The following is a 26304-nucleotide window of genomic DNA, read 5'->3' as shown; positions in this document are numbered from 1 at the left end:
TCATGAAGAAGCCTCAGGTCGTTTTTGAGCTCTAACGTCGATGCCCAGCCCCGTCAGGCGGTATCCGTTTCGCCATGGAACAGATCGAAGAGGACTTTCACCTTTTCGAAACCGTGAGCGGTACGACAAAACTAACCATTTGACCGCGCAAGGTTTTCTTTACCGCGTCTTTTAAGCTGTCTCCAACAGCGGCTGGCTATCTTGCCCCTACAGAGGACGAAAAGTCCCGAACAGACGAGCACATGACGCGCTCTCGGGTAAAACAAGGGTAGCATGAAGATGACGAACACGGTTTTGAAGCCAGCATGGGCCGGCGCCACTCTGCGTCTGGATCCCTCGCGGTTCCCCCAGCAGGTGACTTACGCATTGCGGGGCGCTCTGGGCGACGTCACGATCACCATCGACGAGCGCGGTGCCGTTCTGCGCAAGGTCCTTCCAGGGAGCGGCCTGCCGCTTTCCTTCGCTCTTCCGACGCGTGCCTTCAAAGGCGTTGCCGCTCGTGCCATCGACCATGGCGACGGCGAGGTCACGGTCACGCTTGAACTGCATCACGAGGACCCGGATTTGTGCATTCCGCTCCTGGTCGCGCATGATCTCTGCGACATCGCCGCCGACTGGCGCGGCTGGGCGGATGCCTTCCGCATCCCGATGCTGATGGTCGAGGCCGACGGCGTTGCCCGCCCGCTTGAAGACCATCTCGGCGATGTGCGTACCAAGGAGACGCAGCCGCGTCGCCGCCACTCCTATTTCGCCGAGCGTCGCCCCCGCTTTCTGGTGCGCCGGACGACCGGCAAGCTGGGTGTAACCATGAAGATTTCCGGAAAGGAAATCATCGCACGCAACTGATCGCGTCCCAAGACTGAACAGCCAGAGGCCCGGAAGACAACTTCCGGGCCTCTGGCTTTTGAGGGATATCGGCTGTAGGCGTCTCGAAATGGAACGAGATCGTCGCGTTGATTAGCGCCGCCTGAACAAAGCTCAGGCGAAGGGAATGGCGGCGACGAGGCCTAAGAAAATGATCAGGCCGACGCGGTTGTTCGACTTGAACAGCGCCAGGCACTGTGCTCCGTCATCAATGTCGAGCACCTTGATCTGCCAGGCGAAAAGCCCGGCAGCAATCAAGAGGCCTATGATTGCGGGGAAAGCCGCTCCTCCGGCGATGAAAGCCGACAACAGCAGGACCAGTGTTAGACCGTAAAGCCCGCTCAGCCAGATCTTGGTATCGCGATCGAAGAGACGGGCCGTCGAGCGCACGCCAACCAGCGCATCATCCTCGCGGTCCTGATGGGCGTAGATGGTGTCATAGCCAATCGTCCAGGCGACCGCGCCGACATAAACGAGGATCGCCGCCAGCGAGAGATTGCCGTGCAGGCCGGCCCAGCCCATGAGGCCGCCCCAGGAGAAAGCCAGCCCGAGGAAGAATTGCGGCCAGTCGGTGAAACGTTTGGCGAAGGGATAGATCGCAACAACGGCGAGCGACAGGATGCCGAGCATGATCGAGAAGCTGTTGAAGCAGAGCAGCACGACGAGCCCGACCAGGGACTGCACGACCATGAAGATCTTCGCATTGCGGCGCGAGATGCGCCCCGACGGCAGCGGACGAGACCGCGTGCGGGCGACCAGGTTGTCGATATCGTGGTCGACCAGATCATTATAGGTGCAGCCTGCGCCGCGCATGGCGACAGAACCGACGAAGAACAGGAAGAGGTGGAAGACGAAAAGCGCAAGGTTCAGGCGCCCCTCGGCCGCAAGCGCATTGGCGGCGAGAGCCGAGGACCAGAAGCAGGGCCACATCAGGAGCTGCCAGCCGATCGGCCGATCCCAGCGGGCGAGCTGGGCATGCGGCCAGAGCCATCGCGGCAGGATGCGATAGACGAAGTTGTCGGAGGGCGCGTCGATGACGCGATCGATGTTCGGCTCAGTGGTGCTCATGGTCAAAGTGATAGAGCATGGGCGGGTTCAAGAAAACCGCCCGCTCCCACGGACGCCGCAAAATCGACTGCGGCCTTTTCGTCAGTCGAAGCTGACGCCGAACTTGTAGCTGGCGGAGACGCCGAACATCAGCTGGTTCTTGGTGCCGCGTTCCTGCACGAGGCTCGAATCGGCAGCCGGACCGGCGAGCCGCTTGTATTCGGTAAAGGCGCTCATCGTGATCTTGTCGGTCGCGCTCCAGGTGATCGCCCCGCCCGCACCATAGGAGGTGACGCCACCTCCGGGATTGTACTGGCTGAGCCCCGACGCAGCCGATTCGGCGGCGTCCACGCCGTAATAAGCGCTGGTGTAACCGCTGGTGGCGAAGGTCACGCGCGGACCGGCCGAGACCCTGAGATCGGGCGCGATATCGGTGAAGGCATCGACCGCGACATCGGCAACGAGGCCATCATGGGCGCGGATGCCCTGACGGACTTCGGCGCGGGCGCGCATCCAGTCGGTGACATAGACATCGGCGAAACCACCGAGTTCGCCGCCCCACTTGACCTCGGAGAGGCCCCGCAGCGCATCGTCAGTACCGGCGTCACGTGCGGGCACGAACTTGCCGACAACACCGGCGCGCAGCACGTCGGTGTTGTAGATCGCGAAAGACGGGTTGTCGTTGCGCGAAGAGAAGCGCGGCGCACCGCCACGGCCGACCGAAATGATCGGCTGGAAGAAGAGCTTTCGGTTCTTGGAGCCTTCGAAGGTCGGTGCGGAGATGCCAGCGCCGCCGAGGGTGACATACCAGTTTCCGGAGAAGAGACCGTCAGCAAAGGCCGGCGAAGACGAGACCGCAACCGATGCGGAAAGCAGGGCGATGATACGCAGCCTGTTCATGAAGACCCCCAAGAAAACGCAGTACACAAGACCGAAGATCGCGATCTCAACTTCGTTCAATATTTCAGGAATCCGTTACAGGATCTTTAACCACGCCGGCAGGCACGGACCGCTTGCCTGTCACGACCATCAGGCGCACTGATCGATCCATCACCCAAGCTTCTGGATTCATGTGGAAATCCTCCTCGACAGGCGGTTTTGACCCGGATCTTTGCCAAATCGTGTCCTGAGGGCGTGTTTCACCTTGACCTTGGAGCCTGAGGCGACTTTGCTGCAGAGCAACGAGAACAGGAGACCCGCCATGGCCGTCGATACATCCGCCCGTACCCCCACCTTCACCTATGTCGACGGAGAATGGTTTACCGGCAACCCGCCGCTGATCGGGCCGGTCTCGCATGCGATGTGGCTGGGCTCGACGGTGTTTGACGGTGCGCGCTGGTTCGACGGCATCGCGCCCGATCTCGACCTGCATTGCCAGCGCGTCAATCGCTCTGCCGCCAATATGGGCATGAAGGCGACCATGGAGGCCGAGGAGATCGAGCGCCTCGCCTGGGAAGGCGTCGAGAAATTCGACGGCAAGACCGCGATCTACATCAAGCCGATGTATTGGGCCGAACACGGCCAGATGGGCTCGGTGGTCGCCGCCGATCCGGAATCGACCCGGTTTGCGCTCTGCCTGTTCGAAGCGCCCATGCACACGGCAAAGCCCTCCTCGCTGACGGTTTCCCCCTTCCGGCGCCCGACGCCAGAATGCGCCATGACGGATGCGAAAACCGGCAGCCTCTACCCGAACTCCGGCCGCATGATCATTGACGCTCGCAAACGCGGCTTCGACAATGCGCTGGTGCGCGACATGAACGGCAATGTGGTCGAGACCGCGTCGTCCAACGTCTTCATGGTGAAGGACGGCGTGGTCTTCACACCAGCCGCCAACCGCACCTTCCTTGCCGGCATCACCCGCGCCCGCATCATGGGCCTGCTGCGTCAGGCCGGCTTCGACGTGCGCGAGGTGACACTGTCGGTCGAGGACTTCATGAATGCCGACGAGATCTTCCAGACCGGCAATTATTCCAAGGTCGTGCCGGTGACGCGTCTCGACGATGCGCAGTTCCAGGAAGGCCCGGTGACGCGCAAGGCGCTGGAGCTTTACATGGACTGGGCAAAGTCGACAGCCGGCACGGACGGCTGACGTCTCGCAACGCCCCTGCCCCGCGTCCCGGCCGCTTGATCGCGGCCCCTCGCCTCTCTATCTCTCGCTGAGCTGAATGTTTCCATTTCCGGAAGGATCTCCCTTGTCCGTCTTCAAGAACCTGCCCTCCCCGCCCGTCGCCGCCAAGAAGCCTGTTTCCGATACCCGTCACGGCATCACGAGAACGGACGACTACGCCTGGCTGCGCGCCGACAACTGGCAGGCCATGTTCAAGGATACCTCCATACTCGATCCGGACATCCGCTCCACTCTCGAAGCCGAGAACGCCTATATGGAAGCGGCGATGGCGGACACCAAAGAGCTGCAAAAGACGCTGTTTGCCGAGATGAAGGGCCGCATCAAGGAGGACGATTCGTCGATCCCGATGAAGGACGGGCCGTTTGCCTATGGCTCGGCCTTCGTCACCGGCGGCGAGCAGCCGCGCTATTTCCGCATTCCACGTGACGGCAATCCGAAGGACGAGGCGATCCGCGACCTGCTGCTCGATGGCGACAAGGAAGCTGTCGGCAAGGACTATTTCCGCCTGTCCGGCATCGACCACACCACGGACCACAGCTTCGGCATCTGGGGTTATGACGACAAGGGCTCGGAATACTACACGCTGCGCATCCGCGATCTCGCCAGCAAGCAGGATCTGGAAGACGTGCTTGAAAATACTGCCGGCGGCGGGGTCTGGGCGCCTGATGGCAAGAGCTTCTTCTATACGCTGCAGGACGAAAACCATCGTCCCTCCAAGGTCTTCCACCATATCGTGGGTCAGCCGCAGTCGTCCGACCGGCTGGTTTATGAGGAGAAGGACCCCGGCTTCTTCATGGGCGTCGGCGGCTCGCTGCTCGACGACTTTATCTTCATCGACATCCATGACCACGAAACATCCGAATACCGCCTGCTCTCCACCAAGGATCTGACGGCTGAGCCTGCGCTGGTCGCCGAGCGCGAGGAAGGCGTCGAGTATTCGATGACGGAAGGCGGTGATGTCTTCTACATCCTGACCAATGCCGATGATGCCAAGGACTTCAAGATCGTCCAGGCACCGGTGTCCGCACCGGGCAAGGCGAACTGGACAGAGGTCGTGCCGCACGAGCCGGGCCGTCTGATCCTCAACCACATGGCTTTTGCAGGGCATCTCGTGTGGCTGGAGCGTCGCGAGGGCCTGCCGGTCATCATGATCCGCGACCGCAGATCAGGCGAAGAGCATTCGATCGCCTTTGCCGAGGAAGCCTATTCACTGGGGCTGCAGGGCGCTGCGGAATACGAGACTGATGTCATCCGCTTCTCCTATTCGTCGATGACGACGCCAAGCCAGCTGTTCGACTACAACATGGCGACGCGCGAGCGCACCCTTCTCAAGACCCAGGAAGTGCCCTCGGGTCACAATCCTGAAGACTACGTTACCCGCCGGGTGTTTGCCGAAGCGCATGACGGCGAGAAGGTGCCGGTCACCCTGCTCTACCGCCGTGACACCAAGCTCGACGGCTCCGCACCCTGCCTGCTCTACGGCTACGGGGCCTATGGCATCACCATTCCCGCCGGTTTCAACACCAATTGCCTGTCGCTCGTTGACCGCGGCTTCGTCTATGCGATCGCGCATATCCGCGGTGGCAAGGACAAGGGTTTCTCCTGGTACGAAGACGGCAAGATGGAAAAGAAGGTCAACACCTTCAAGGACTTCATCTCGGCTGCCGATCACCTGGTGAAGGAGCAGTTCACCTCCTATGACCGGATCATCGCCGAAGGCGGATCTGCCGGCGGCATGCTGATGGGGGCGGTTGCCAACATGGCGCCGGAGAAGTTCGCCGGCATCATCGCCGCCGTGCCCTTTGTCGATGTGCTCAACACCATGCTCGACGATACCCTGCCGCTCACCCCGCCGGAATGGCCGGAATGGGGCAATCCCATTGAGTCCGAAGAGGAATATCGCTGGATCGCGGCCTACAGCCCTTACGACAATGTCGACAAGAAGCCCTACCCGCCGATCATCGCTCTTTCAGGCCTCACTGATCCGCGCGTCACCTATTGGGAGCCGACCAAGTGGATTGCCCGGCTGCGGGACACGGCACCGAACGCCGGCCCCTTCTTGCTCAAGACCAACATGGCTGCCGGGCATGGCGGCAAATCGGGACGCTTCCAGCGATTGGAAGAGATCGCGTTCGAATATGCCTATGCGATCAAGGTGGCGGGGAAGGTCTAAAGCGGCAGCGGGGTCGAGGCTCCAAGCAATAACGGGTGCGTTTTTGGCATTGCTTCGGCAATGCCTTAAACAGCCTCACCTCAAGGTCTTGATTCGCGGCCCGTACTTTCAGTCGCGACATTGCGCAAGGGGCAATTCCTATAGCGGCATCACCGGCGCAAGCTTCGCGCAAGGTTGAAAGGTTAACAAAAGGTTAATTCTTCAACTGAGGTGTCCGCCATGAGGATCGATAGCGGCCTGAGCGGCTACTCCTACCAAAGCCGATACGTGCCCAACACGACCGGCGCGGAGGATGCTGCCCCCGAAACGTCCAACACCAGCGCGCCCCGCGCCAGCGGTGCGAGCACGTTTTCCAGCACGCTTCTGTCGAACCAGCTGGCTTCGGCCTTGTGGACCGTCGAAGGCTCGCGCAAGGCGATCGTCGACATCGGCAACGGCCCGAACCGAGACCGCCAGCCTGCAGATTCCCGCGTGCAGGCAGTGGAAGCCGCCTACCGGGAATACGAGATACCCCCTTCGCCCTATCAGGAATTCTGACGAGACGATGCGGTCAAGAAGGCCGGCCGGCATGATGCCAAGCCGGCCTTCTTGCGTCTGGACATCCGTCAGGGGTGACGATGCACGTGCTCTGCGCCGTGTTCATGCTGAGCGTCATCATGATCATGCCCCGAGCCGCAGGATGCCTTCCCCGTCCCGCAGCAGGACGATGACAGGGTGATTGCTTCGCCCGCCCTCCACTCGCGGTAACTCTGGCTGAGAATCTGGACAGAGGAGCTGAGGAAGAGGCCTGCCATGATGCCGGCCACGATCAGGTCGGGCCAGGCGGTGGCCGTTCCCCAGACACCGAGTGCTGCGATCATGACGATGACATTGCCGATCGCATCGTTGCGCGAGCAGAGCCAGACCGAACGCACATTGGCGTCCCCGTCCTTGTAGGACATCAGAAGAAGCACGCTCGCGACATTGGCGGCAAGCGCCAGGAAGCCGATGAGGCCCATGACCGGCGCCTCTGGCACGCCGCCCTCAAAGGCGCGCCAGACTGTGGAGCCGAAGACCCAGAGGCCCATGAGGAAGAGGCTCACCCCCTTGGCGGCAGCAGCCATGCTGCGGGTTTTCAGCGAGGCGCCGATCACGGCGAGCGAAATGCCATAGGTTACGGCATCGGCGAAGAAATCCAGAGCATCGGCCTGCAGTGCCTGGGAACGCGCCAGCTGGCCGGCCGTCATTTCCACGGCGAACATTCCGGCATTGATGGCAATCACCAGCCAGAGCCGGCGCTTGTAGGTGTCGGACATGCCGTCGAAAGGGGCATGGTCATGGCCGCAAGCAGCACTCATCTTTGACATCCTTCAGGTCTTGATGTGGTCATGCATCGACCTTAGGATCTCTAGCGACTAGAGGTTCAAGAGGTTTTTTCATGTTTTCGATCGGGGATCTGTCCCGGCGCGCCGGGGTCAAGGTGCCGACCATCCGCTACTATGAGCAGATGGGGCTGATCTCGGCCCCGGATCGCACGGAAGGCAATCAACGGCGCTACGAAAAGGCCGATCTCGAGCGACTGACCTTCATCCGCCATGCGCGGGATCTCGGATTTCCGATCGAGGCGATCCGGGAGCTGCTGACGCTCAGCGGCCATCCGGAAGAGCCCTGCGAGCGTGCAGACCACATCGCCCGCGAACAGCTCGATGATGTCAGGGAAAAGATCGCGCGGCTGAAGAAGCTGGAAGCGGAACTTGCGCGTATCGTCTCGCATGGGGAATGCCATACGATCGGCGACTGTTATGTGATCCGGGCACTGTCCGATCACGGGCTGTGTGAACACGAGCATTGAGGAAGCTCTTTCAGCTCCCGTCGCTCACACCGTGATCGGCTCGATTACGCAGCCGACTCGATTTCGAACTCGAAGTGGATCCGGTCATAGGGGAAAACGACGCCTTCATCTGACCTGTCGATAACACCGCTGTTCAAGAGGGTCTCAAGATCGGCATGAACGGCCTTGAAGTCGCGACCGACACGTCGGGCAACTTCGCGCTTGGTCAGCGGACCCTGCCCTGTCATGACCTTCATGATCTCAAGCCTTTTGGGTGTCAAAACCCGATGCATTGCTTCCCAAGAGGGGAAACTGAAGCTGCACTCGCTGCGTGGTGCCGACTGCCCGGTAGCAGCCTTCATGACATCGGCGAGCGCTTCCATTGTCTGCTCGAGACTTTCGATCTTAACCTTGAGCGTTGTCATCCAACCACCCTTCCACGTCTGCCAGAAAATCCGCAGTCAATTGGTCTATGCCACTAAACGCGTAAGGAGTTTCAACCGCTCCAATATGCCGGTGATCACCCTTCCCAGCCTCATTGTCATAACGCAACACGCATACACCTTCGGAAATCAGGGCGAGGCTGTATTTGAACTCATGAAGGCTACCCCGGACGACAACCGGGACATGCCAAATCAAGACCTCGACGAAGACCCCGTCGCGCACAAAGCTGCGCATCCTGCGGATTAACGTCGCCTTCGCCATCCCTCACCTCACGGTCATTGATGGACTCTACTCCATCAGCGACCATCCGAAAAGATCGCCGTTGACAATCGATTTAAACTGGCGCATCACACCGGCCATGATCGACATTCGCGCAAACATCACCTGCACGTATTTTTGGGCCTACCGGTAACCGGCGGCCTGACAAGATCACATTGTCAACAGGCCGCCGTCAGGCGGCCTTGTTGTTTTCCGGACGACTTTCCCCCTGACGGCACGAAATGAGACCAAGGGAAAGCAACATGACCGAAGATACAGATCTCACCCTGCCCCGCCCGCCGATCGTGGCCATTCGCCATGCCAAGCCTCGCGACCTGCCGCAACTCAACGCTATGATTCTGGCGCTCGCGCAGCATCACGGCGACGCGTCGGCCATGACGCCTGATGTGCTGGAGCGCGATCTGTTCGGCCCCATGCCCTGGATCCAGGCGCTGGTTGCCGACAGCGGCGAAGAGGGTCTGATCGGCTACGCGATCCTCGTGCCGCTCTACAAGGCACAGGAAGGCAAACGCGGCATGGAACTGCATCATCTCTTCGTGCGCGACGGACAGCGCGGCAATGGCATCGGCCAGCATCTCGTCGACCGGGCCCGCCAGATCGCCCGCGCTTCCGGCTGCGACTTCATTTCGGTGTCGGCTGCCACCGGCAATTTCGCCGCCCACCGCTTCTACGAAAACATGGACTTCATTCCGCGCCCGGTCACCGGCATGCGTTACCTGCAGGCCTTGAGCTGAGCCTCACCCGACAGATGCAAGGAGGAACTCATGCCCCGCATCGTGATTGCCCTGCAGAACGACTATGCCGACTGGGAGCCTGCGCTCCTGATGGCCGCCACGCGATACTGGCTCGACTGCGAAGTGGTGACGGCGAGCCCGGATGGCAAAACCGTCATCTCCATGGGTGGACTGAAGGTCACGCCCGACATCGGCTTTGACGCGATCGATGCCGAGCAGTTCGATGCGCTGATCATTCCTGGCGGCTATGCCTGGGAAAAAGGTGTGGCGTTTGACTTCACAGCGCTCGCCACGGCGTTTCGCGACAAGGGCAAGGTTCTCGGCGGGATCTGTGCGGCCGCGAGCGCGCTGGCGGCGACCGGTGTTCTTGATGACGTCGCGCATACAGGCAACTCGCTTGCTTCGCACAAGAAGTACCCCGCCTATCGTGGCGAAATGCGCTATGTCGATCAGCCGCAAGCGATGCGTGACGGCATGATCGTGACGGCTGCAGGCTCGGCGCCGGATACGTTCACAGTCGAGGTGTTGAAAGCGCTTGGCCTCTATGGACCTGAAGCAGAAGAAGAACTGGCAGCCTTTGCCGCCGAACATACCAGCTGAACAAGTCCCGTCAGGTCAGTGGCGAACGGGCGGGTTTTCCGACCACTTCTGCAGCGTCGTCTTGATCAGGATGAGAGCAGCCTGCTGCGCGTGATCGCGCTCGCGCGGATCAACGATGGCCGACAGGCGTTTTTCGAAGGCGCGAACCGTCTCGTCCACCCAGCGGTGCAAGGCGGGATCAGGATAATTGTCGAGCAGGGACCGGAGCGCATACTCCATCCGCCGGCGTTCAATGCTCATATCCCCTCCGCAGTCAGTTCGACGACGGAAAGATGACAGGCAAGGCTTGCGCGATGCTGAACAGCGCAGTGAAGGCTTACTGCACCGCCGGAATGGCCTTCAGATAGGCGGCAATGGCCTCACGGTCGGCAGCGCTCAGTTCCGCCATGTTCTTCTGCACTTCGACCATGGAGCCGCCGACACTGTCATAATCGGGCGTGAAGCCGCTCTCGAGATAGGTGACGATATCACCTTCGCTCCAGGAGCCCATGCTCTTCGACCCCGGCGTGATGTTCGGGATCGAGCCCTCGCCTTCCGGATTCGGGCCACCGGCCAGCCAGCGGCCGGTCTCGAAGCCCCCCAGCGCATTGCGAGGCGTGTGGCATTCGCCGCAATGGCCGGGACCTTCTACGAGATATTGCCCTCGCTTCACCATGTCGGAGGCGTCGGCAAGTTCGACCCGGGGCGCATCGGTGTAGTAGAGGAACTTCCAGCCGCCCAGCACGAAACGCTGGTTGAAGGGGAAACCCAGTTCTTGCGCAGGTGCTATGGCATCACTCGCCGGCAGCGTCTTCATGAAACCGTAGAGATCGTTGATATCCTTGGGCGTCATGCGCGCATAGGAGCCATAGGGGAAGGACGGGTAAAGGTGTTCGCCCGCGCGACCCACGCCACGGGTCATGGCATCGCCGAACTCGGCGAGTGTCCAGGCGCCAATGCCGGCTTCCGGGTGGCTGGAGATGTTGGGGGCGTGGAAGATGCCGAAATCACTTTTCAGCGGGGCGCCGCCTGAAAGCACCAGCCGCGCATCCCCCGTCGCACCGGCCGGTGCGTGGCAGCTCGTGCAACCGCCGGCGAAGAAGACCTCACGACCATGCGCGAGATCCGGTTCGCCGAGATTGGCCCAGACCGCAGGGTCCTGGCGCTGAGGCGCGGTGATGAAAAGGAACGTGCCGAAGCCGGCTGCACCGAGCACGGCGAGCATGCCGAGCCCCTTGATCCAAGTCGACGCCATCTGGGCCTCCAATGTCTGATAGTGCCCTGCGGGCAACTGTTCGGCGGGCGATCCGGCAATCGGAAGGCGCCCGCCGGGAGGGCCTTAGTTCTTCAGACGATAGGTCTGGTGGCAATCGCCGCAGGTGGCACCGACGGCCTGCATGGCGGCGGCAACGCCCGCCTGATCGGCCGGGAAGCTTGCAAGTTGTGCTTCGGCAGCGGCGGTGAGTTTCGCGGACTTTGCCTTGAAGTCGTCCATGTTCTGCCAGATCGCCGGTGCGGCTTCGCTCTCCATGCCGGTTTCGCTGCCGGCGGGGAAGTGATCCGGGAAGGTCTTGCTGACTTCGGCAAGCGTCGTGAGTGCTGCTCTTACGGCATCTGCGTCATAAGGCTTCTCGCCCTTGGCGATACCACCGAGCGCGCCCATGGCACCGCCGACCTTCTTCATTTCATCCTGGCGCACGGCCTGCGGTTCGCCCGCAGCAATGGCTGCGGACACGCCAAGACAGATCGCCGCCGCGGCGGACAGAACAACTTTCAACTTCATCGGCTTTTCTCCAGAGTTCGGCCGGACTTGCCGGCGATCGTTAGCGAGCACGACATGTTTGCAGCCTTGGAACAGCCGATTGAAGTCACAAAGGAGTGATGAGCATCACCCTTGGCAAGTTTCAGATATTTATGACGAATTCACGTCAGCCGGCTGTCAGTGAATTGTCAGCGAAGAGGCCTGCACGGCGCTTGCCGGGACGCAGCTGAAGGCTGCGGTCGGGCTCGCGACCATGTCCCGCGATCTCGATGCGGTCATGGAAGATGGAAAGGACGGCGAAGGCGTTCTGATGCTCCGTATCGACCATGCCACGGAAGTTGACGAAGTGAACGCCGTTCTTCGCGGCATAATTGCCGGTGTGCTGGTGGCCGCAGAGATAGGCCAGGGCGGCGGAGGACTCGGCTATGAGACCGGAGAGAGCCTCGGCATTCCACAGCGCATGATCGGATGGCGGGTAGATGGGGTAGTGTCCGAGAAGAATGACGTCTTCGCCGCCTTCCTTGGCGGCCGCCAGTTGATCGGCAATCCAGGTCATCTGACGATCGGAGACGCCGGCATTCCACCTGTTGGCGTTTGGCGCACCTTGCTCCCGCAATGCCGTCAGACGCTGCTCGGCTTCGGTCCGCCTTGGGTCGCCCTCCGGTGGCGCGAAGAGCGAGATCTCGTTGCCATCTGTAACCAGCAGACGAAGGCCCTTCATTCGCACGGCATGATAGGGCGCCGGCATCCCGAGCCTGGCGTAAACCTGCGGCAGAGACGCTGGATCGACCATGAAGTCGTGATTGCCCGGCAGCAGGATGCGCGGCGCCTGCAACGTCTCGAGAAGATCAAGAACCGGTGGGAAATTCTCCCAGCCTCGATCGATCAGATCACCGAGGACCACCACGGCATCGAGGTTCTGGGCATTGAAGTGCTGTACGGCTTCACCCAGCTTGTCGAGCGAGCGGCGGAAGTATCGGTCCCGCTCCCGATCCGGGTCGAGGTCGGCATATTGGGGATCGGCGATGATGCCGAGCCGCAAGCGGGCGAGAGTGTCAGTCATGGATGCACCGTTCCTGGTTTTCGGCGGTGCATAGGCCCTGGCCATGACGGATGAATGACAATCCTTCAGCCAGGAAGGTTGGGCTGGATCCGGGTCTGCGGCACGATCCCGCCATAAAGCGTCATGCAGATCAGCGTCAGCGGGACTGCAAGCATGGCGCCCACGGCACCCCACAACCAGGTCCAGAAGACGATGGCGACAAACAGCATGAAGGCGTTCATCTGCAGCCGCTTGCCCATCACCGCAGGGATCAGCAGGTTTTCCAGGAGACCATCGAGGAGGAAGAAGACAAAGGCAGGCAGGAGGCCGATCAACAGGCTTTCGTGCACCAGCAAGCCGGCGATCGCCATGGCGATGGTGACCATGGCTATGCCTAGAAACGGGATGAAGCTCAGCAGGAAGGCCGCCACACCCCAAAGCGCCGGTGTACCCAGACCGCCGAGCCACGCGACCACTGCGGCGACAGCACCAAAGATACCGTAAACGACGACCGCCGTCGCAAAATAGTAGCCGAGCGCCTCCTCGACCTCGTTGAACAGGCGGATGGCCTTCAGGCGACGCGCTCGGTCGGAAAATGCGCGGATCAGTTCTCGACGCAATGCCAGCCGGCAGGACAGGAAAAGCAAAAGGCCGGCAATGAAGATGAAGAGCTGGATAAGGGCTGGGGTCACGCCGGCTGCAACGGTCGAGAGAATGGTGCCGGAATTCTCCAGCATTGCTTCCATGGAATCCGGCCCGCGCGACAGGATTGCCAGGGGCCGCTCCATCCAGGGAATACTCCCCAGATACGCGATCGTGCGGTTGATCATGTTTGGACCATTTTCGACCAGCATGTTGATCGGTGTCCAGACGATGCTGACCAGAACGAGAAGCAGAACCAGGAAGAGGCCGGACAGGATGACGGCCGTCACCGTGGGCGGAACACCGAGTTTGCCGAGACGGTCGGCCGCAATTCCCAGGATGAGGCCGACGACGATCGCCATGGTCAGCGGGATGAGGACGAACGAAGCCAGATGCAGCGCGACAAGCGCAAAGATCAGAAAAAGACCGATGACCGACCAGGATACGACATAGTCGAGCCCGGTCTTCTTGAAGCGGACCTTGCGGGAGGGGCTATGGCGATGGTTGACCTGCATGTTCACCGGACTCTCCCGGACAGGCATTTCTTTCGGCGGACAGATGGCGGCATGATGTTGTTCCCTCGCGACGTCCTTCAACGTGCGGGAACAACATCCGTTCCACCGGGAATAACACGGTCAGAGTTTCGGATACGGCAGATCAGCTCCGAGGTGCGACCAGCGTCAGACCGATGCCCCAGGGATCTGCGAGACTGAAGCCGCGCGCGGTCCGCTCCACCTTGATTTCCAGGCTCTCCAGGGTGGCGAGCACATCGGTCAGGACAGAATGATCGTTGAAGGCGAGCTCATAGTCCTGCAGCCCGGTCATAGCCCCTGTGCGGGCTGGCGCCTTGCGGCTGTTCCAGATGTTGGCGGCCACGTGATGGTGGTAGCTGCCGGAGGCATAGAAGCTCGCGCCCGGATAGCTCGCCATCTTCTTCAGACCAAGCACGCCTTCGTAGAAACGGTCCGCTTCAGGCACATCGCCGACCTGGAGATGAATATGTCCGAGAGTGGCGTCCTGCGAGATGCCGGCCCACGGGGTCTTCGGAGCGCTGTCATAGAGCGCCTGCAGATCGAGACGGCGCGTATCCATCTCGACCGTCCCATCAGGATGATAGGTCCATTCGCTCGGCTGGCGATCCCGGTAGACCTCGATGCCGTTGCCTTCGGGATCCGACAGATAGATCGCTTCGCTGACCAGGTGGTCGCTGGCGCCTTCGAACTGGAGGCCCAGATGGGCGGCGTGCGCCAGCCAATGGGCGAGCTCGGCGCGATCCGGCATGAGGAAGGCATTGTGAAAGAGGCCCGCAGCATTGCGGGGCGCAGCGGCTGCATCGCCGCGCGTCGTCAGGGTCAGGAGAACGCGGTCACCGGCGCCGAGCTCGACACCACTCGGTCCATGCGCCAAGCGCTTCAGCCCGAGGGCCTTCTCGTAGAAGCCGGCCATCATGTCCAGATCACGCACGACGAGATGGGCGCGGCCGACATGCACGGGACGGCTTAGGGCAAAGGATGCGGTTTCTGCATGGGCGGATGTCATCACGTTTCTCCTGCGGCCGAAAGCGACCTCTGGATCCAGATATGGGGCAGAATTATCGTTCACAAAAGATGGCATTTCTTCGAAACATCGTTCGACAAAGATTGACGAGCCGCCACGCTTCAAAGTTGATCCTGATCAATGCGGCGCGGCCACGCGGGACGCATTCTGCTCCCATAAAGAGGAAACACCCGGTGGGTGACAAAGGAGAGCAAGATGTACAAGAAGATCATCGTTCCGGTCGATCCGGCAGCCATTGCAGTCGGCGAGACGATCCTGACCAAGGCCAAGTCCCTCCTCGACGCGGGCGGCGAGATCGTGCTTCTGACCATCATCGAGGACATCCCCGGCTACCTGGCGATCGACGTTCCGGTCGACCTCATCGAGGGCGCGATCAACGATGCCAAGGCCAAGCTCGTCACGCTCAAGGAAAAGACGGGTGTCAGCGCGCATATCGAGATCCGCTCCGGCGCCCCTGCCCGCGAGATCCTGGCGACGGCCGAGGAGCACAATGCCGACCTGATCATCGTCGGTTCGCATGTGCCCGATTTCTCGAACTACTTCATCGGCGCCACGGCAGACCGGGTGGTCCGCCACTCGAAGATCTCCGTGCTGGTCGATCGGTGATGTTATGATGGAGAACCCCGTAGAAGCCATGGACACAGCCCATTTCGAACGCATCCTGCTCGCCCGCAAGGACGAGATCGAGCGGCGGCTGAAAAAGATCGACAGCGATCTCGGCACCCTGAAGAGTGCCGACAGCACCGAACGCGCCACCGAGGCGGAGAACGACGAAGTGCTGGAGGAGTTCGGCCAGGTCGGCGAGGAGGAATTGCGGGCGATCGATGCCGCTCTGGACCGAATTGCCAAGGGGCGGTATGGTCAATGCGTGACATGCGGAGAGCCGATTTCGATCGAGCGGCTGAAAGCTGTGCCGCATACGCCATTCTGCCAGGACTGTGCAGCCGCTCATTGAGCGGTACCTTTCGAGGGGCGATGGGCAGGCCGGAGTGATGAGCTCCGGCCTGTTTCTTTATACTATTTCTTGCGCATGGCCTCGGCGAGCGCCGCACCCAGGCCACCCATCGCCGGCTGTTCCGGCTTCGGCGGGCGAGCGTTGGAATGCTTCATGGCGCTGGCATTGCCCTTGGCATCGCCGCGCATCGAGGGCTGTTGCGCCTCGCCGCCGTCTTTCCGCATGGTAAGTGCGATGCGCTTGCGCTTGACGTCGACTTCGACGACGCGGACCTTCACGACATCGCCGGCCTTCACCACCTCATGCGGATCCTTGACGAAGCGATCGGCAAGCTGCGAGACGTGGACCAGTCCATCCTGATGCACACCGATATCGACGAAGGCGCCGAAGGCGGCGACATTGGTGACGGTGCCCTCGAGCGTCATGCCGACCTTGAGGTCGGTGATCTCGTCCACCCCCTCGGCAAAAGTCGCGGTCTTGAAGCTTGGACGCGGGTCGCGGCCGGGCTTTTCGAGTTCGGCTAGGATGTCCTTGACGGTCGGCAGGCCGAACTGCTCGTCGATGAAGCGCTTCGGGTCGAGGCTCTTCAGCGTCGCGCTGTCGCCCATCAGCGAGCGCAGGTCACGACCGCAGGCGGCGACGATCTTCTTCGCCACGCCATAGGCTTCCGGGTGGACGGAGGACGCGTCGAGCGGCTCCTTACCATTGGGGATGCGCAGGAAGCCGGCGCATTGCTCAAAGGTGCGGGCGCCGAGACGTGGCACTTTCAAGAGGTCCTTGCGGCTACCGAAGGGGCCGGTCTCGTCGCGGTGGGCGACAATGGCTTCCGCCGTCGTCTTGCCGAGGCCGGAGACGCGGGCAAGCAGCGGAGCGGATGCCGTGTTCACATCGACGCCGACGGCATTCACCGCATCTTCAACGACGGCATCCAGCGAGCGGCCGAGACGGCCCTGATCGACGTCATGCTGATACTGGCCGACGCCGATCGACTTGGGCTCGATCTTGACGAGTTCGGCGAGCGGATCCTGCAGGCGGCGGGCAATCGAGACGGCACCGCGTAGGGATACGTCGAGATTGGGGAATTCCTTGGCTGCGGTTTCCGAGGCCGAATAGACCGAGGCGCCAGCTTCGGAGACGATGACCTTGGTCGGCTTCGGCGCGGTGGACGGGAACTGGGCGAGCATGTCGGCCACCAGTTTTTCCGTCTCACGGCTGCCGGTGCCGTTGCCGATCGAGATCAGCTCGACGTTGTGCTTGCGAATGAGCGAGGCGAGTTCGGTCTGGCTGCCGCGAATATCGTTTCGCGGCTGGAAAGGATAGACGGTCGTGGTTTCGACCACCTTGCCGGTGCCATCGATGACGGCGACCTTGACGCCGGTGCGGATACCGGGGTCGAGGCCCATGGTCGGGCGCGAGCCGGCGGGGGCGGCGAGCAGCAGGTCTTTCAGGTTTCGGGCGAAGACGTGGATCGCCTCTTCCTCGGAGCGTTCGCGCAGCTCGCGCATCAGGTCGAGCGATAGCGAGACCGAAAGCTTGACGCGCCAGGTCCAGCCGGCGACCTCCAACAGCCACTGGTCGGCGGGGCCCTTGCCTGCGACCTGATAGGCGGCGGCGATCATGCGCTGGCTGGTTTTAACAGGGGATGTATCATCGCGGTCGACTTCGATCGAAAGCGACAGGAACTCCTCGTTCCAACCGCGCAGCATGGCGAGCGCCCGATGGCCGGGCACGGTTGCCCAGCGTTCGAAATGGTCGAAATAATCGGAAAACTTTGCGCCTGCCTCGGCCTTGCCGTCGACGAGCTTGGAATAGAGGATCGCGCGATCCTTCATGTCGTTGCGCAACCGGCCGATCAGATCGGCATTTTCCGAGATCTGCTCGGCGATGATATCGCGGGCACCTTCGAGCGCCGCCTTCACATCGAGAACTTCTTCGGTGATGTAACCGGCTGCAAGCTGCTGCGGATCGCTGGTGCGGTCGGCAAGGATCGCGTCGGCCAGCGGCTGGAGACCCTTCTCGCGGGCGATCTCGGCGCGGGTGCGGCGCTTCGGCTTGTAGGGCAGATAGAGGTCTTCGAGTTCGGCCTTGGTGGTGACATGGGCGATCTTGCGGGCGAGCTCGTCGGTCATCTTGCCCTGGCCGTCGATGCTCTCAAAAATCGACTTCCGGCGGGCGGCAAGCTCGCGCAGATAGATCAGCCGTTCGGCCAGATTGCGCAGCTGGGTATCATCGAGGCCGCCGGTCACTTCCTTGCGGTAGCGGGCGATGAAGGGCACGGTCGCGCCTTCATCGAGCAGGCCGACAGCCGATATGACCTGCTCAGGGCGGGCGTTGATCTCGGTGGCAATGAGGGCGGCAATGGATCTGATGTCGTCGGCCATGGGTCTTCCGTCTGCTCGTGTGAAGGCGGACCATAGCGGGCGAATGCGGCAAGGCAACGGGCCTGCGGCCCACTTCACAGGAAAGCAGGACCATCCGTGGTCAATTCGGCTTGACCTTTTGCCTCCCTCCCCTTAACCGCCGGGCATTCCCTTGTGGCTCTGGAGGCTGGTGATGAAGGTTTTGTTGATCGGGTCGGGTGGACGCGAACATGCGCTGGCCTGGAAGATTGCCCAGTCGCCGCTTTTGACCAAGCTTTATGCCGCACCGGGCAATCCTGGGATCGCCGAAGAGGCGGAACTTGTTGCGCTCAATACCGAGGATCACGCTGCGGTCGTGCAGTTCTGCAAGGACAAGGCGATCGACTTCGTCGTGGTCGGACCGGAAGCGCCGCTGGTGGCTGGTATTGCCGACAGGCTGCGCGAGGCGGGTATTGCCGTCTTCGGGCCATCGGCCGCCGCAGCACAGCTCGAGGGCTCCAAGGGCTTTACCAAGGATGTCTGCGCCCGGTTCAACATTCCGACCGGCGCCTATCAGCGCTTCAACAATGCGCCCAAGGCCAAGGCCTATGTGCGCCAGCAGGGCGCGCCGATCGTCATCAAGGCCGACGGGCTTGCGGCCGGCAAGGGTGTAACGGTTGCCATGACGCTGGACGAGGCGCTGGCTGCCATCGACGACTGCTTCGAAGGCGCCTTCGGTGCTGCTGGTGCGGAAGTCGTGGTCGAAGCCTATCTCGACGGCGAGGAGGCGAGCTTCTTCTGCCTGTCCGACGGCAAGTCGCTGCTGCCACTTGCGACCGCCCAGGACCACAAGCGCGTCGGCGATGGCGATACCGGGCCGAACACCGGCGGCATGGGCGCCTATTCGCCGGCACCGGTCATGACGCCTGAGATGGTCGAGCGGACGATGAAGGAGATCATCGAACCGACCATGCGCGGGATGGCGGAGATGGGGCACCCGTTCCAGGGCGTGTTCTTCGCCGGGCTGATGATCACCGCCAAGGGCCCGGAACTCATCGAATACAATGTCCGCTTCGGCGATCCGGAATGCCAGGTGCTGATGATGCGGCTTAAAAGCGATCTTCTAGCGATCCTCCATGCTTCTGCCACCGGCACGCTGGATCAGGTCACGGCCGAGTGGAGCGATGATCCGGCCCTGACCGTCGTTCTGGCGTCGAAGGGCTATCCGGCCTCATACGATAAGAACACGGCGATCACCGCCCTGCCCGAGGCCTCCAATGGTGCCAAGGTCTTCCATGCCGGCACGGCGATGAAGGACGGACAGCTCGTTGCGACCGGTGGCCGCGTGCTCAACGCCACCGCCCGCGGCACGAGCGTTGCGGAGGCCCAGGCTGCGGCCTATGGGCTGGTTGACGCCGTAAAGTGGGAGAACGGCTTCTGCCGCCGCGACATCGGCTGGCGGGCGATCGAGCGCGAAAAGGCCTGACAGGCAAACGCTCTCGCGCGGACTGCGACACGAAATCGATCAATCGTTCAAATTTTACCAAAGCTCCTGACCGGATCGAAAGAAACGATCGCTAATGTTCATCCCAACAATCGGGGAATAACGTGATGCGTTTCATCGTTTCGACATCCATGATCCTTGCCGTCTCGGCCATTGCCATGCCGGCTCAGGCCGGATCGATCTCGACCGTGACGGGGCTTTCCGCAAGCCAGCCGAGCATTCTGACGATCGATTGCGCCCATTGCCCGCCGCCCGCTGCGCGGGTCGGACGGACAGATTACCAGGTCCCCACGGTGCCGGCTGGCAGCCAGACCGCGGAAGTGGTCGATGTCGATGGCGAAAAGAAGCTGAAGCGGGTGGAAAGCTGGCTCGGCGGCTCGCCTGTCGTGGTCTACACATCCGCGACGGGCTGGGCAACCGATGGCTCGACCATCGTCGCAGGCGGCCTGCCCGCCGCCAACGAGATCGACCATGGCGCGACGACCGCCGCCGTCGATGCACCGGCCACGGCCGACAAGGCGCCGGCACTTGCAGGCTTCGACCTGCGCCTCAACTGATCCCCCATCCGCCCGCCTAACGATCCGGGCGCGGCGGTCTCTCGTGGTCGACACGGACATAACGCCCGGCCCCAGTCCCGGGCGTTATGCCGTATGCACCCCCTAAATATCACCGGTATATTCTCACAGCGCCATATGCATGGCTGCTTAAAATCATTTCAATCTTTGAAAGCGAGACTGTCTGCAAATCTTCGGGACATGACGTGCCGATCCGTTCGACTGATCCATCTCCCCGGCGCCCGAACCGCACGACAGACGAAAGCTCCCTCGCCCATGAAAAACCTCCGCATTTCCCTCCAGCTGATCTTGCTGATCGGTGGCCTGATGGCGGCCTTTGCCGCCGCCACCTATCTGCAGGTCCGCTCCTCCACCGAGACCATCTATCAGCAGCGCTATGAACTTCTGAGGACCCAAGTGGAATCGGCGCTCTCGGTCATGACGGACTACAACGACCGTGCCGCGGCTGGCGAATTCTCCGTCGAAGAAGCCCAGAAGCTCGCCTACGGGCAAGTCGGGAAGATGCGCTTCGAGCCGGACGGCTATTTCTTCGCCTATGACTACGACGTGGCGATGATCTTCCATCCGAACGCCAAGCTGGTCGGCAATTCCGGCAAGGGCAAGGGCGACACGAACGGCTTCCTCTACCGCGACGAACTGGTCAAGCTCGGTCGCGCCGGTGGCGGCTTTGTGGAATTCATCGGCCCGAAGCCTGGCCAGGACCCGAACGATTACAGCTTCCCCAAGGCCGCTTACGGCAAGGCCTTCGAACCCTGGAACCTCGTCGTTGTCACGGGCCTCTATACCGACGACCTGAAGGCGGAAATTCGCTCCAGCATCATCAAGACGGTCGGCATGTCCGCCGGCATCTTCGTGCTCGCGCTGATCGCGGCCTATTTCGTCATCCGCAACATCACCAAGCCGCTGAAGGCCATTCACGACGCGCTGGAAGCCGTTGCGGACGAGAATGTCGCCATCGCCATTCCGCACACGGACATGGCCAACGAAATCGGCATGATGGCCAAGGCAACCAAGAGCCTGCAGGACAAGGTGCGCGAGCGCCACGCCATGACCGCCCGCCAGGAAGAGCAGCAACGCGAACTCGACGGCGAACGCAGCCAGAACGCCGAAGCACAGCTCGCAGAAGCCCGCCAGCAGGCGCATGTTGTCTCGACCATCGGCCAGTCGCTGGAAAAGCTCGCCGACGGCGACCTCACCGTACGCTGCGCCGATCTCGGCTCGAAATACGCCGGACTTCGCGACAACTTCAACGAAGCACTCGCCCGTCTCGAAGAAGCCATGGCCCGCGTCAACCTCAAGGGCAACGACATTGCCGTCTCGAAGGAAGAGATCCGCCGCGCTTCGGGTGAACTTGCCACCCGCACCGAACGTCAGGCGGCGAACCTTGAAGAGACGTCTGCCGCCCTCGACGAGCTCACCGTCGCGGTCCGCCAGACGGCGGATGGCGCACGGGAAGCCGCCAATCGCGTCGGCACGGTCAGCGACGAGGCTCGCCAGAGCGACGAGATCGTCACCAAGGCGATCAATGCGATGAGCGGCATCGAGCAGTCTTCCGCCGAGATCACCAAGATCATCGGCGTGATCGACGAAATCGCCTTCCAGACCAACCTGCTTGCACTGAATGCCGGTGTCGAGGCGGCCCGTGCCGGCGAAAGCGGCAAGGGCTTTGCGGTCGTTGCGCAGGAAGTTCGCGAGCTTGCCCAGCGCTCGGCGGCTGCGGCCAAGGAGATCAAGGACCAGATCGCCCGCTCGTCGGCCCAGGTCGAACAGGGCGTGCAACTGGTCGGCCAGACCGGCGAAGCGCTGAAGCGCATTTCCGACCAGATCGCCAGCGCCAACGACATCGTCTCGAAGATCTCGCACAGCGCCCAGGAGCAGGACACGACACTTCGGTCGATCTCGTCGGCAGTCAACCAGCTCGATACGGCAACCCAACAGAATGCGGCGATGGCCGAAGAAACCACGGCCTCGGCCGAGGTTCTCGCCAACGATACCGGCGACCTGCTGGACCTGATCCGCAGCTTCAAGACCAGCCAGGCCGGCGGTGGCCAGCAGCAGTATCGCATGGCGAGCTAAGCGAACCCCGCTTCAATGAACACGAGGCCGCCGGAAAAATTCGGCGGCCTTTCTCGTTTCAGCGGATGCGTTTCATGCGCGCTTCGAGCTTGTCGAGTTCCCGGTCGGAGAAGACGTCGATGCCGGCCTGACGCATCAGGGCCGCCGTGACGCCGAAACCCGGATGGCGCGTGCCGGAAAACGAGCCGTCATAGATGAACCCGGAACCGCAGGAGGGGCTGCCGTCGATGAGGAGCGCAATCTCGCAGCCCTGCTCCCGGGCAAAGGCGACGGCCTTGCGGCCACCCTGGATGAATTCTTCGGTCACATCGCCGCCCGTGACTTCCAGCACGCGGGCACGACCGGCAAGCACATCGTCACCGTTTTTGCCGCCTTCGATTTCAGCGGGTGGACGTGGCGTCGGCAGGCCGCCGGCCTGTTCGGGACAGTAACCGACGAGCCGGTCCTCGGCCTTCCAGCGTTCAATCAGGGGATCGTGCAACAGCTTGCCCCTGCCGTCATAACGCACGGGGCGGCCGAGGAGGCAGGCGCTGATGAGGATCTTGGGGGGCATCAAGGTCAGTCGTCCAGTTTACCCAGATGGTCGGCTCGCTCGTGAATGATGCGCACGACTTCCACCATGCCATCCTCCAGAATGACATAGAAGATCAGATGTGAGCCGCAACGCCTGCGGCGGTAACCAGGCCGCAATAAAGATACCTCGCTGCCTGAAAACGGATGGATTCCGATTTCCCCGATCATCGCAAGGATCTGCCTGAGGTATCGTTCGGCTTGAGCCTCCGACCATCGATCCCGCGTGTAGTCACCGATGTCGAGAAAATCCTGGCGTGCGGCAGGACTAAGCCGGATCTCAGCCACGGCTCTTCCATCTTTCTCGGACAGAATCCATAAGATCTTCGGGATCGAACGGCACAGACGGCCCGCTATTTTCGCCCTCGATCAGCGCATTGCGCAGCCATTCGATCCGCGCCTGCTCTTCCTTCAGAAGCTTGAGGCCGGCTTCCACCACGTCTTCGGCAGACTTGAACGCGCCACTTTCGAGCTGGGACTCGACGAAGCTGTCATAGGGCTCGGCAATGGTGACCTGAACAGGCTTGTTCATGGGGATGTCTCCAGCTGTCTTCGCGTCGAGAGTATCACAAGACACCGAGGCCGGAAAACAGTCACTGGAAACGAAAGACCCCGCCAAAGCGGGGTCCTAAACATTCAGCCTGTGATCTTGGAGAAATCCGCGACCGTGGCCGTCGCCTCGCGGATCGCCTTCAAGAGCGCCAGGCGGTTGGCACGGATGGCGGCGTCCTCGTCGTTGACCAGGACGTCCTCGAAGAACGTGTCGACCGGGCCGCGCAGCGTCGACAGCGCCTGCATGGCGGAGCGGAAGTCTTCCGATGCCACGGCCTCGGCTGCCGATTTCGAAGCGGACTGGATGGCGGCGAAGAGGGATTTCTCGGCTTCAAGCTTCAGCAGCGCTTCCGAGACGCCATCGGCGACGACGGTGCCCTTCTTCTCTTCGGCGGCCAAGAGCTGGGTGGCGCGCTTGGTGCCGGCGAGCAGGTTCAGGCCGTCTTCCGAGGTGATGAAGGCGGTCAAGGCTTCGGCCTTGCGGGCGACCATCAGGAGATCGTCGGCGTCAGGCGTCAGCACGGCATCGATGATGTCGTGGCGGGCGCCCTGGTCGCGCAAGTAGACTTTGAGGCGGTCGTGGAAGAAGGAGAGGAGGTCAGACTGTTCGATGATGCGATCCCTGATCTCATTTGCTGCCTTTACAACCAATGAACTCATCTGCGTGCGATGATATCTGTCCGCTTCCACGCTATCGTCGAGGCCAGAGAATTGACGCTCTAGCGCATTCTTGTTCGAACCCATTGCGGCAAAATACGCGTCTGATACTCGGGCTGCTGCAATACCGGCTTGGCCCTCGTCAGTGCGCCAATTCGAAGCGACAAATTTTCCATCATAGTTCAGCGCCAGGTTGAGAATAGGATCAGCAAGAAGCGATGCCATCTCATCGGACGTGGGTATCAAATCAGAATATGCGCTATCAAAGCGGTTCAAAATCTCGAAGCGACTACCAAGAGCATTTAGAAGTGCGGCGTATGCCCCAGCAAAGACTCCGATTAATGGAACTCTGATCCCCTTCTCCAGGATCATCCGCACCACGCCAAGCGCTGCACGGCGCAGCGCATAGGGGTCCTTCGAGCCGGTCGGCTTTTCGTCGATGGCCCAGAAGCCGGTGAGCGTATCCAGCTTGTCGGCGAGCGCGACGGTCAGACCCACCTTGTCTTCCGGCAGACGGTCCGAGGGGCCGTTCGGCTTCCAGTGGTCTTCGATGGCAGCAGCGACAGACGTATCCTCACCCTGCAGGAGCGCATATTTGCGGCCCATGGCGCCCTGAAGTTCGGGGAATTCGCCGACGGCTTCGGTGCGCAGGTCGGCCTTGGCGAGCACCACGGCGCGGTCAACGAGGGCGGCATCGGCGCCGACAACAGGCGCCAGCACCTTCGCCAGTTCGCGGATACGCGCGACGCGCTCACCCTGCGTGCCCAGCTTGGCATGGAAGGTCACGTTCAGCGCATCGAGCTTCGCCATACGTTGGTCGAGCGGCTTCTTGAGATCCAGGTCGAACTTGGCAGCCGACGCCTGCAGCGTGTCGAGGTCCGGCAGGTCGCCCTGGTCGCGCTTCCAGAAGTGCAGCGCATCCGACAGGCGGGCGCGCACGACCTTGCCATTGCCATGCATGATTTCCTTGCCGCCATCCGTGGCCTGGATGTTGGAGATCAGGATGAAATGATTGGAAAGCTTGTCGGTCTCACCCTGCGGGCGGACGACAAAACACTTCTGGTTGGTCTTGATGGTCAGGCGGATGATCTCGGCGGGGATCGAGAGGTAGTCCTCTTCGAAGGTGCCAAGCAGGACCTGCGGCCATTCGACGAGGCCGGAGACTTCCTCCAGAAGGCCCTCGTCCTCGACCAGATCGAGGCCATTGGCAAAGGCGATGTCGCGGGCGTCGTGCAGGATCATGTCCTTGCGGCGCTCGGCATCGAGGATGACCTTGGCGCGTTCGAGGTTGGTGACGTAGTCATCAAAGCGACGGACGGTGATGGCATCCGGCGCGTGGAAACGGTGGCCATAGGTGATGTTCGAGGCGACGATGCCGTCGATCTCGAAGGGGATGACCTGGACTTCGTCATGCTCGGGGCCGAAGGTGCAGACGATCGACTGCAGCGGGCGCACCCAGCGCAGGCTTTCCATGCCCTTGCCCTCGATGCCGCCATAGGTCGAACCCTTGGGCATGGAGGCAAAGCCGGAGCGCATCGACTTCGGCCAGGGGAATGTGCGGATGATGCCCGGCATCACATCGGCGATGATCTCTTCCGCCGCACGGCCGGGCTTTTCCATGTAGGCGACGTAGAAGTCGCCCTTCTTCGGATCGGTCTTGATGATGGCCTGGTCAATCGAGGTGAGGCCAGCACCGCGCAGGAAGCCATCGATGGCTCCTTGCGGTGCAGAGACGCTCGGGCCCTTCTTCTCTTCCTTGACGTCGGCCGAGCGGGCGGTGAGGCCGCGGATATCCAGCGTCAGGCGGCGCGGCGTCCAGTATTCGCGCGCGCCCTCATAGGTCAGACCTGCATCGACGAGCGCATCGGTGACCATCTTCTTCAGATCGCCAGCCGCCTTGCGCTGCATGCGCGCGGGGATTTCTTCGGAGCGGAGTTCGAGCAGGAGATCGGGCATCGGGTCTGACTTTATGAGCTGTTGCGGAAGGCTGCGCGGGACTTAGCAAGCCGCGCGGC

28 protein-coding genes are annotated in these 26304 nt (G+C 61.7%); 12 read left to right on the top strand and 16 right to left on the bottom strand.

What is annotated here, in order from left to right:
- Nucleotides 1-279 precede the first annotated feature (279 nt).
- On the top strand, nucleotides 280-846 hold the full coding sequence (locus BW978_RS04970) for a DUF6101 family protein (protein ID WP_006726684.1): 567 nt from the start codon (nucleotides 280-282) through the stop codon (nucleotides 844-846).
- 132 nt (nucleotides 847-978) lie between these two features.
- Here the strand turns inward: BW978_RS04970 and ubiA are convergent, their stop codons facing one another.
- Nucleotides 979-1932 (bottom strand): 4-hydroxybenzoate octaprenyltransferase, encoded by a 954-nt coding sequence (gene ubiA, locus BW978_RS04965; protein ID WP_076392725.1) that lies wholly within the window; start codon nucleotides 1930-1932, stop codon nucleotides 979-981.
- Between the two features lie 81 nt (nucleotides 1933-2013).
- Nucleotides 2014-2811: a MipA/OmpV family protein gene (locus BW978_RS04960; protein ID WP_076393223.1), complete on the bottom strand. Its 798-nt coding sequence runs from the start codon at nucleotides 2809-2811 to the stop codon at nucleotides 2014-2016.
- Nucleotides 2812-3112: 301 nt separating this feature from the next.
- On the opposite strand from BW978_RS04960, the gene BW978_RS04955 reads away from it, so the two are divergent.
- The 3 genes from BW978_RS04955 to BW978_RS04945 all read left to right on the top strand — a co-directional run bounded on the left by BW978_RS04955 (nucleotide 3113) and on the right by BW978_RS04945 (nucleotide 6749).
- Nucleotides 3113-4000, top strand: a complete 888-nt coding sequence (locus BW978_RS04955; RefSeq protein ID WP_076392724.1) for a branched-chain amino acid aminotransferase — start codon at nucleotides 3113-3115, stop codon at nucleotides 3998-4000.
- A 103-nt stretch (nucleotides 4001-4103) separates the two neighbouring features.
- Nucleotides 4104-6212, top strand: a complete 2109-nt coding sequence (locus BW978_RS04950; protein WP_076392723.1) for a S9 family peptidase — start codon at nucleotides 4104-4106, stop codon at nucleotides 6210-6212.
- A 219-nt stretch (nucleotides 6213-6431) separates the two neighbouring features.
- Nucleotides 6432-6749 (top strand): hypothetical protein, encoded by a 318-nt coding sequence (locus BW978_RS04945; RefSeq protein WP_076392722.1) that lies wholly within the window; start codon nucleotides 6432-6434, stop codon nucleotides 6747-6749.
- Nucleotides 6750-6817: 68 nt separating this feature from the next.
- Here the strand turns inward: BW978_RS04945 and BW978_RS04940 are convergent, their stop codons facing one another.
- On the bottom strand, nucleotides 6818-7549 hold the full coding sequence (locus tag BW978_RS04940; RefSeq protein WP_076392721.1) for a cation efflux transmembrane domain-containing protein: 732 nt from the start codon (nucleotides 7547-7549) through the stop codon (nucleotides 6818-6820).
- An 80-nt stretch (nucleotides 7550-7629) separates the two neighbouring features.
- On the opposite strand from BW978_RS04940, the gene BW978_RS04935 reads away from it, so the two are divergent.
- Nucleotides 7630-8043: a MerR family transcriptional regulator gene (locus BW978_RS04935; protein WP_069042011.1), complete on the top strand. Its 414-nt coding sequence runs from the start codon at nucleotides 7630-7632 to the stop codon at nucleotides 8041-8043.
- Nucleotides 8044-8087: 44 nt separating this feature from the next.
- Here BW978_RS04935 and BW978_RS04930 read toward each other — a convergent pair whose 3' ends face one another.
- Nucleotides 8088-8447: an HVO_A0114 family putative DNA-binding protein gene (locus tag BW978_RS04930; protein ID WP_076392720.1), complete on the bottom strand. Its 360-nt coding sequence runs from the start codon at nucleotides 8445-8447 to the stop codon at nucleotides 8088-8090.
- The gene (locus BW978_RS04925; protein WP_076392719.1) at nucleotides 8428-8727 is read right to left on the bottom strand and encodes a toxin-antitoxin system TumE family protein; all 300 of its coding nucleotides are present in this window, start codon (nucleotides 8725-8727) and stop codon (nucleotides 8428-8430) included. The genes BW978_RS04930 and BW978_RS04925 overlap by 20 nt, the downstream gene beginning before the upstream one ends.
- A 260-nt stretch (nucleotides 8728-8987) precedes the next feature.
- Between BW978_RS04925 and BW978_RS04920 the strand changes: the two genes are divergently transcribed.
- Together BW978_RS04920 and BW978_RS04915 are read left to right on the top strand one after the other, a co-directional pair.
- Nucleotides 8988-9479 (top strand): GNAT family N-acetyltransferase, encoded by a 492-nt coding sequence (locus BW978_RS04920; protein WP_076392717.1) that lies wholly within the window; start codon nucleotides 8988-8990, stop codon nucleotides 9477-9479.
- 30 nt (nucleotides 9480-9509) lie between these two features.
- Nucleotides 9510-10079 carry a DJ-1/PfpI family protein gene (locus BW978_RS04915; RefSeq protein WP_076392715.1) on the top strand — a complete coding sequence of 190 codons (570 nt, stop codon included), beginning with the start codon at nucleotides 9510-9512 and terminating at the stop codon, nucleotides 10077-10079.
- A gap of 15 nt (nucleotides 10080-10094) precedes the next feature.
- Here the strand turns inward: BW978_RS04915 and BW978_RS04910 are convergent, their stop codons facing one another.
- The 6 genes from BW978_RS04910 to BW978_RS04885 all read right to left on the bottom strand — a co-directional run bounded on the left by BW978_RS04910 (nucleotide 10095) and on the right by BW978_RS04885 (nucleotide 15043).
- Entirely contained in the window at nucleotides 10095-10319 is a 225-nt protein-coding gene (locus tag BW978_RS04910) for a hypothetical protein (protein WP_040300136.1), read from the bottom strand.
- A 76-nt stretch (nucleotides 10320-10395) separates the two neighbouring features.
- Nucleotides 10396-11313 (bottom strand): cytochrome c, encoded by a 918-nt coding sequence (locus tag BW978_RS04905; RefSeq protein ID WP_076392713.1) that lies wholly within the window; start codon nucleotides 11311-11313, stop codon nucleotides 10396-10398.
- Nucleotides 11314-11397: 84 nt separating this feature from the next.
- Nucleotides 11398-11841 (bottom strand): c-type cytochrome, encoded by a 444-nt coding sequence (locus BW978_RS04900; protein WP_076392711.1) that lies wholly within the window; start codon nucleotides 11839-11841, stop codon nucleotides 11398-11400.
- A gap of 145 nt (nucleotides 11842-11986) precedes the next feature.
- Entirely contained in the window at nucleotides 11987-12883 is an 897-nt protein-coding gene (locus BW978_RS04895) for a metallophosphoesterase (RefSeq protein WP_076393221.1), read from the bottom strand.
- A gap of 65 nt (nucleotides 12884-12948) precedes the next feature.
- Nucleotides 12949-14019 (bottom strand): AI-2E family transporter, encoded by a 1071-nt coding sequence (locus BW978_RS04890; RefSeq protein WP_244551904.1) that lies wholly within the window; start codon nucleotides 14017-14019, stop codon nucleotides 12949-12951.
- A 142-nt stretch (nucleotides 14020-14161) separates the two neighbouring features.
- Complete coding sequence (locus BW978_RS04885) at nucleotides 14162-15043, bottom strand: VOC family protein (protein ID WP_076392707.1); 882 nt, start codon at nucleotides 15041-15043, stop codon at nucleotides 14162-14164.
- Between the two features lie 213 nt (nucleotides 15044-15256).
- Here BW978_RS04885 and BW978_RS04880 point away from each other — a divergent pair, with 213 nt between their 5' ends.
- Nucleotides 15257-15667 carry a universal stress protein gene (locus tag BW978_RS04880; RefSeq protein ID WP_076392705.1) on the top strand — a complete coding sequence of 137 codons (411 nt, stop codon included), beginning with the start codon at nucleotides 15257-15259 and terminating at the stop codon, nucleotides 15665-15667.
- Between the two features lie 28 nt (nucleotides 15668-15695).
- Nucleotides 15696-16016 carry a TraR/DksA family transcriptional regulator gene (locus BW978_RS04875; protein WP_076393218.1) on the top strand — a complete coding sequence of 107 codons (321 nt, stop codon included), beginning with the start codon at nucleotides 15696-15698 and terminating at the stop codon, nucleotides 16014-16016.
- A 62-nt stretch (nucleotides 16017-16078) separates the two neighbouring features.
- Here the strand turns inward: BW978_RS04875 and BW978_RS04870 are convergent, their stop codons facing one another.
- Entirely contained in the window at nucleotides 16079-18397 is a 2319-nt protein-coding gene (locus tag BW978_RS04870) for a Tex family protein (RefSeq protein ID WP_076392703.1), read from the bottom strand.
- 172 nt (nucleotides 18398-18569) lie between these two features.
- On the opposite strand from BW978_RS04870, the gene purD reads away from it, so the two are divergent.
- From purD to BW978_RS04855, 3 genes are all read left to right on the top strand, one after another.
- On the top strand, nucleotides 18570-19841 hold the full coding sequence (gene purD, locus BW978_RS04865) for a phosphoribosylamine--glycine ligase (RefSeq protein WP_076392701.1): 1272 nt from the start codon (nucleotides 18570-18572) through the stop codon (nucleotides 19839-19841).
- Between the two features lie 125 nt (nucleotides 19842-19966).
- Nucleotides 19967-20416, top strand: a complete 450-nt coding sequence (locus BW978_RS04860) for a plant virulence effector HPE1-like domain-containing protein (protein ID WP_076392699.1) — start codon at nucleotides 19967-19969, stop codon at nucleotides 20414-20416.
- Nucleotides 20417-20689: 273 nt separating this feature from the next.
- The gene (locus BW978_RS04855; RefSeq protein ID WP_076392696.1) at nucleotides 20690-22510 is read left to right on the top strand and encodes a methyl-accepting chemotaxis protein; all 1821 of its coding nucleotides are present in this window, start codon (nucleotides 20690-20692) and stop codon (nucleotides 22508-22510) included.
- Between the two features lie 58 nt (nucleotides 22511-22568).
- Here BW978_RS04855 and BW978_RS04850 read toward each other — a convergent pair whose 3' ends face one another.
- From BW978_RS04850 to glyS, 4 genes are all read right to left on the bottom strand, one after another.
- The gene (locus tag BW978_RS04850; RefSeq protein ID WP_076392694.1) at nucleotides 22569-23072 is read right to left on the bottom strand and encodes a 2-thiouracil desulfurase family protein; all 504 of its coding nucleotides are present in this window, start codon (nucleotides 23070-23072) and stop codon (nucleotides 22569-22571) included.
- A complete protein-coding gene (locus tag BW978_RS04845) occupies nucleotides 23069-23368 on the bottom strand; it encodes a type II toxin-antitoxin system RelE/ParE family toxin (protein ID WP_076392692.1) in 300 nt (99 codons plus the stop codon). Before BW978_RS04845 ends, BW978_RS04850 begins: the two co-directional genes overlap by 4 nt.
- Nucleotides 23361-23612 carry a type II toxin-antitoxin system ParD family antitoxin gene (locus BW978_RS04840; RefSeq protein WP_076392690.1) on the bottom strand — a complete coding sequence of 84 codons (252 nt, stop codon included), beginning with the start codon at nucleotides 23610-23612 and terminating at the stop codon, nucleotides 23361-23363. The genes BW978_RS04845 and BW978_RS04840 overlap by 8 nt, the downstream gene beginning before the upstream one ends.
- 104 nt (nucleotides 23613-23716) lie before the next feature.
- A complete protein-coding gene (gene glyS / locus BW978_RS04835) occupies nucleotides 23717-26245 on the bottom strand; it encodes a glycine--tRNA ligase subunit beta (RefSeq protein ID WP_076392688.1) in 2529 nt (842 codons plus the stop codon).
- Nucleotides 26246-26304 lie beyond the last annotated feature (59 nt).

Source organism: Rhizobium sp. RU33A (assembly GCF_900156055.1).
Classification (GTDB): Bacteria; Pseudomonadota; Alphaproteobacteria; order Rhizobiales; family Rhizobiaceae; genus Allorhizobium.
The sequence above is the reverse complement of the archived record's forward strand: the minus strand, read 5'-3'. Positions and strand labels throughout refer to the sequence as shown.

Excerpts from the sequence above, each read along its gene's own strand:
- BW978_RS04840 (WP_076392690.1), bottom strand. The coding sequence starts at position 23,612 with ATGAACAAGCCTGTTCAGGTCACCATTGCCGAGCCCTATGACAGCTTC.
- BW978_RS04860 (WP_076392699.1), top strand. The coding sequence starts at position 19,967 with ATGCGTTTCATCGTTTCGACATCCATGATCCTTGCCGTCTCGGCCATT.
- BW978_RS04925 (WP_076392719.1), bottom strand. The coding sequence starts at position 8,727 with ATGGCGAAGGCGACGTTAATCCGCAGGATGCGCAGCTTTGTGCGCGAC.
- BW978_RS04855 (WP_076392696.1), top strand. The coding sequence starts at position 20,690 with ATGAAAAACCTCCGCATTTCCCTCCAGCTGATCTTGCTGATCGGTGGC.
- BW978_RS04935 (WP_069042011.1), top strand. The coding sequence starts at position 7,630 with ATGTTTTCGATCGGGGATCTGTCCCGGCGCGCCGGGGTCAAGGTGCCG.
- BW978_RS04910 (WP_040300136.1), bottom strand. The coding sequence starts at position 10,319 with ATGAGCATTGAACGCCGGCGGATGGAGTATGCGCTCCGGTCCCTGCTC.
- BW978_RS04895 (WP_076393221.1), bottom strand. The coding sequence starts at position 12,883 with ATGACTGACACTCTCGCCCGCTTGCGGCTCGGCATCATCGCCGATCCC.
- BW978_RS04945 (WP_076392722.1), top strand. The coding sequence starts at position 6,432 with ATGAGGATCGATAGCGGCCTGAGCGGCTACTCCTACCAAAGCCGATAC.
- BW978_RS04905 (WP_076392713.1), bottom strand. The coding sequence starts at position 11,313 with ATGGCGTCGACTTGGATCAAGGGGCTCGGCATGCTCGCCGTGCTCGGT.
- BW978_RS04960 (WP_076393223.1), bottom strand. The coding sequence starts at position 2,811 with ATGAACAGGCTGCGTATCATCGCCCTGCTTTCCGCATCGGTTGCGGTC.
- BW978_RS04970 (WP_006726684.1), top strand. The coding sequence starts at position 280 with ATGACGAACACGGTTTTGAAGCCAGCATGGGCCGGCGCCACTCTGCGT.
- BW978_RS04915 (WP_076392715.1), top strand. The coding sequence starts at position 9,510 with ATGCCCCGCATCGTGATTGCCCTGCAGAACGACTATGCCGACTGGGAG.
- BW978_RS04900 (WP_076392711.1), bottom strand. The coding sequence starts at position 11,841 with ATGAAGTTGAAAGTTGTTCTGTCCGCCGCGGCGGCGATCTGTCTTGGC.
- glyS (WP_076392688.1), bottom strand. The coding sequence starts at position 26,245 with ATGCCCGATCTCCTGCTCGAACTCCGCTCCGAAGAAATCCCCGCGCGC.
- BW978_RS04890 (WP_244551904.1), bottom strand. The coding sequence starts at position 14,019 with ATGCAGGTCAACCATCGCCATAGCCCCTCCCGCAAGGTCCGCTTCAAG.
- purD (WP_076392701.1), top strand. The coding sequence starts at position 18,570 with ATGAAGGTTTTGTTGATCGGGTCGGGTGGACGCGAACATGCGCTGGCC.
- BW978_RS04885 (WP_076392707.1), bottom strand. The coding sequence starts at position 15,043 with ATGACATCCGCCCATGCAGAAACCGCATCCTTTGCCCTAAGCCGTCCC.
- BW978_RS04930 (WP_076392720.1), bottom strand. The coding sequence starts at position 8,447 with ATGACAACGCTCAAGGTTAAGATCGAAAGTCTCGAGCAGACAATGGAA.
- BW978_RS04875 (WP_076393218.1), top strand. The coding sequence starts at position 15,696 with ATGGACACAGCCCATTTCGAACGCATCCTGCTCGCCCGCAAGGACGAG.
- BW978_RS04880 (WP_076392705.1), top strand. The coding sequence starts at position 15,257 with ATGTACAAGAAGATCATCGTTCCGGTCGATCCGGCAGCCATTGCAGTC.
- BW978_RS04940 (WP_076392721.1), bottom strand. The coding sequence starts at position 7,549 with ATGAGTGCTGCTTGCGGCCATGACCATGCCCCTTTCGACGGCATGTCC.
- BW978_RS04870 (WP_076392703.1), bottom strand. The coding sequence starts at position 18,397 with ATGGCCGACGACATCAGATCCATTGCCGCCCTCATTGCCACCGAGATC.
- ubiA (WP_076392725.1), bottom strand. The coding sequence starts at position 1,932 with ATGAGCACCACTGAGCCGAACATCGATCGCGTCATCGACGCGCCCTCC.
- BW978_RS04920 (WP_076392717.1), top strand. The coding sequence starts at position 8,988 with ATGACCGAAGATACAGATCTCACCCTGCCCCGCCCGCCGATCGTGGCC.
- BW978_RS04955 (WP_076392724.1), top strand. The coding sequence starts at position 3,113 with ATGGCCGTCGATACATCCGCCCGTACCCCCACCTTCACCTATGTCGAC.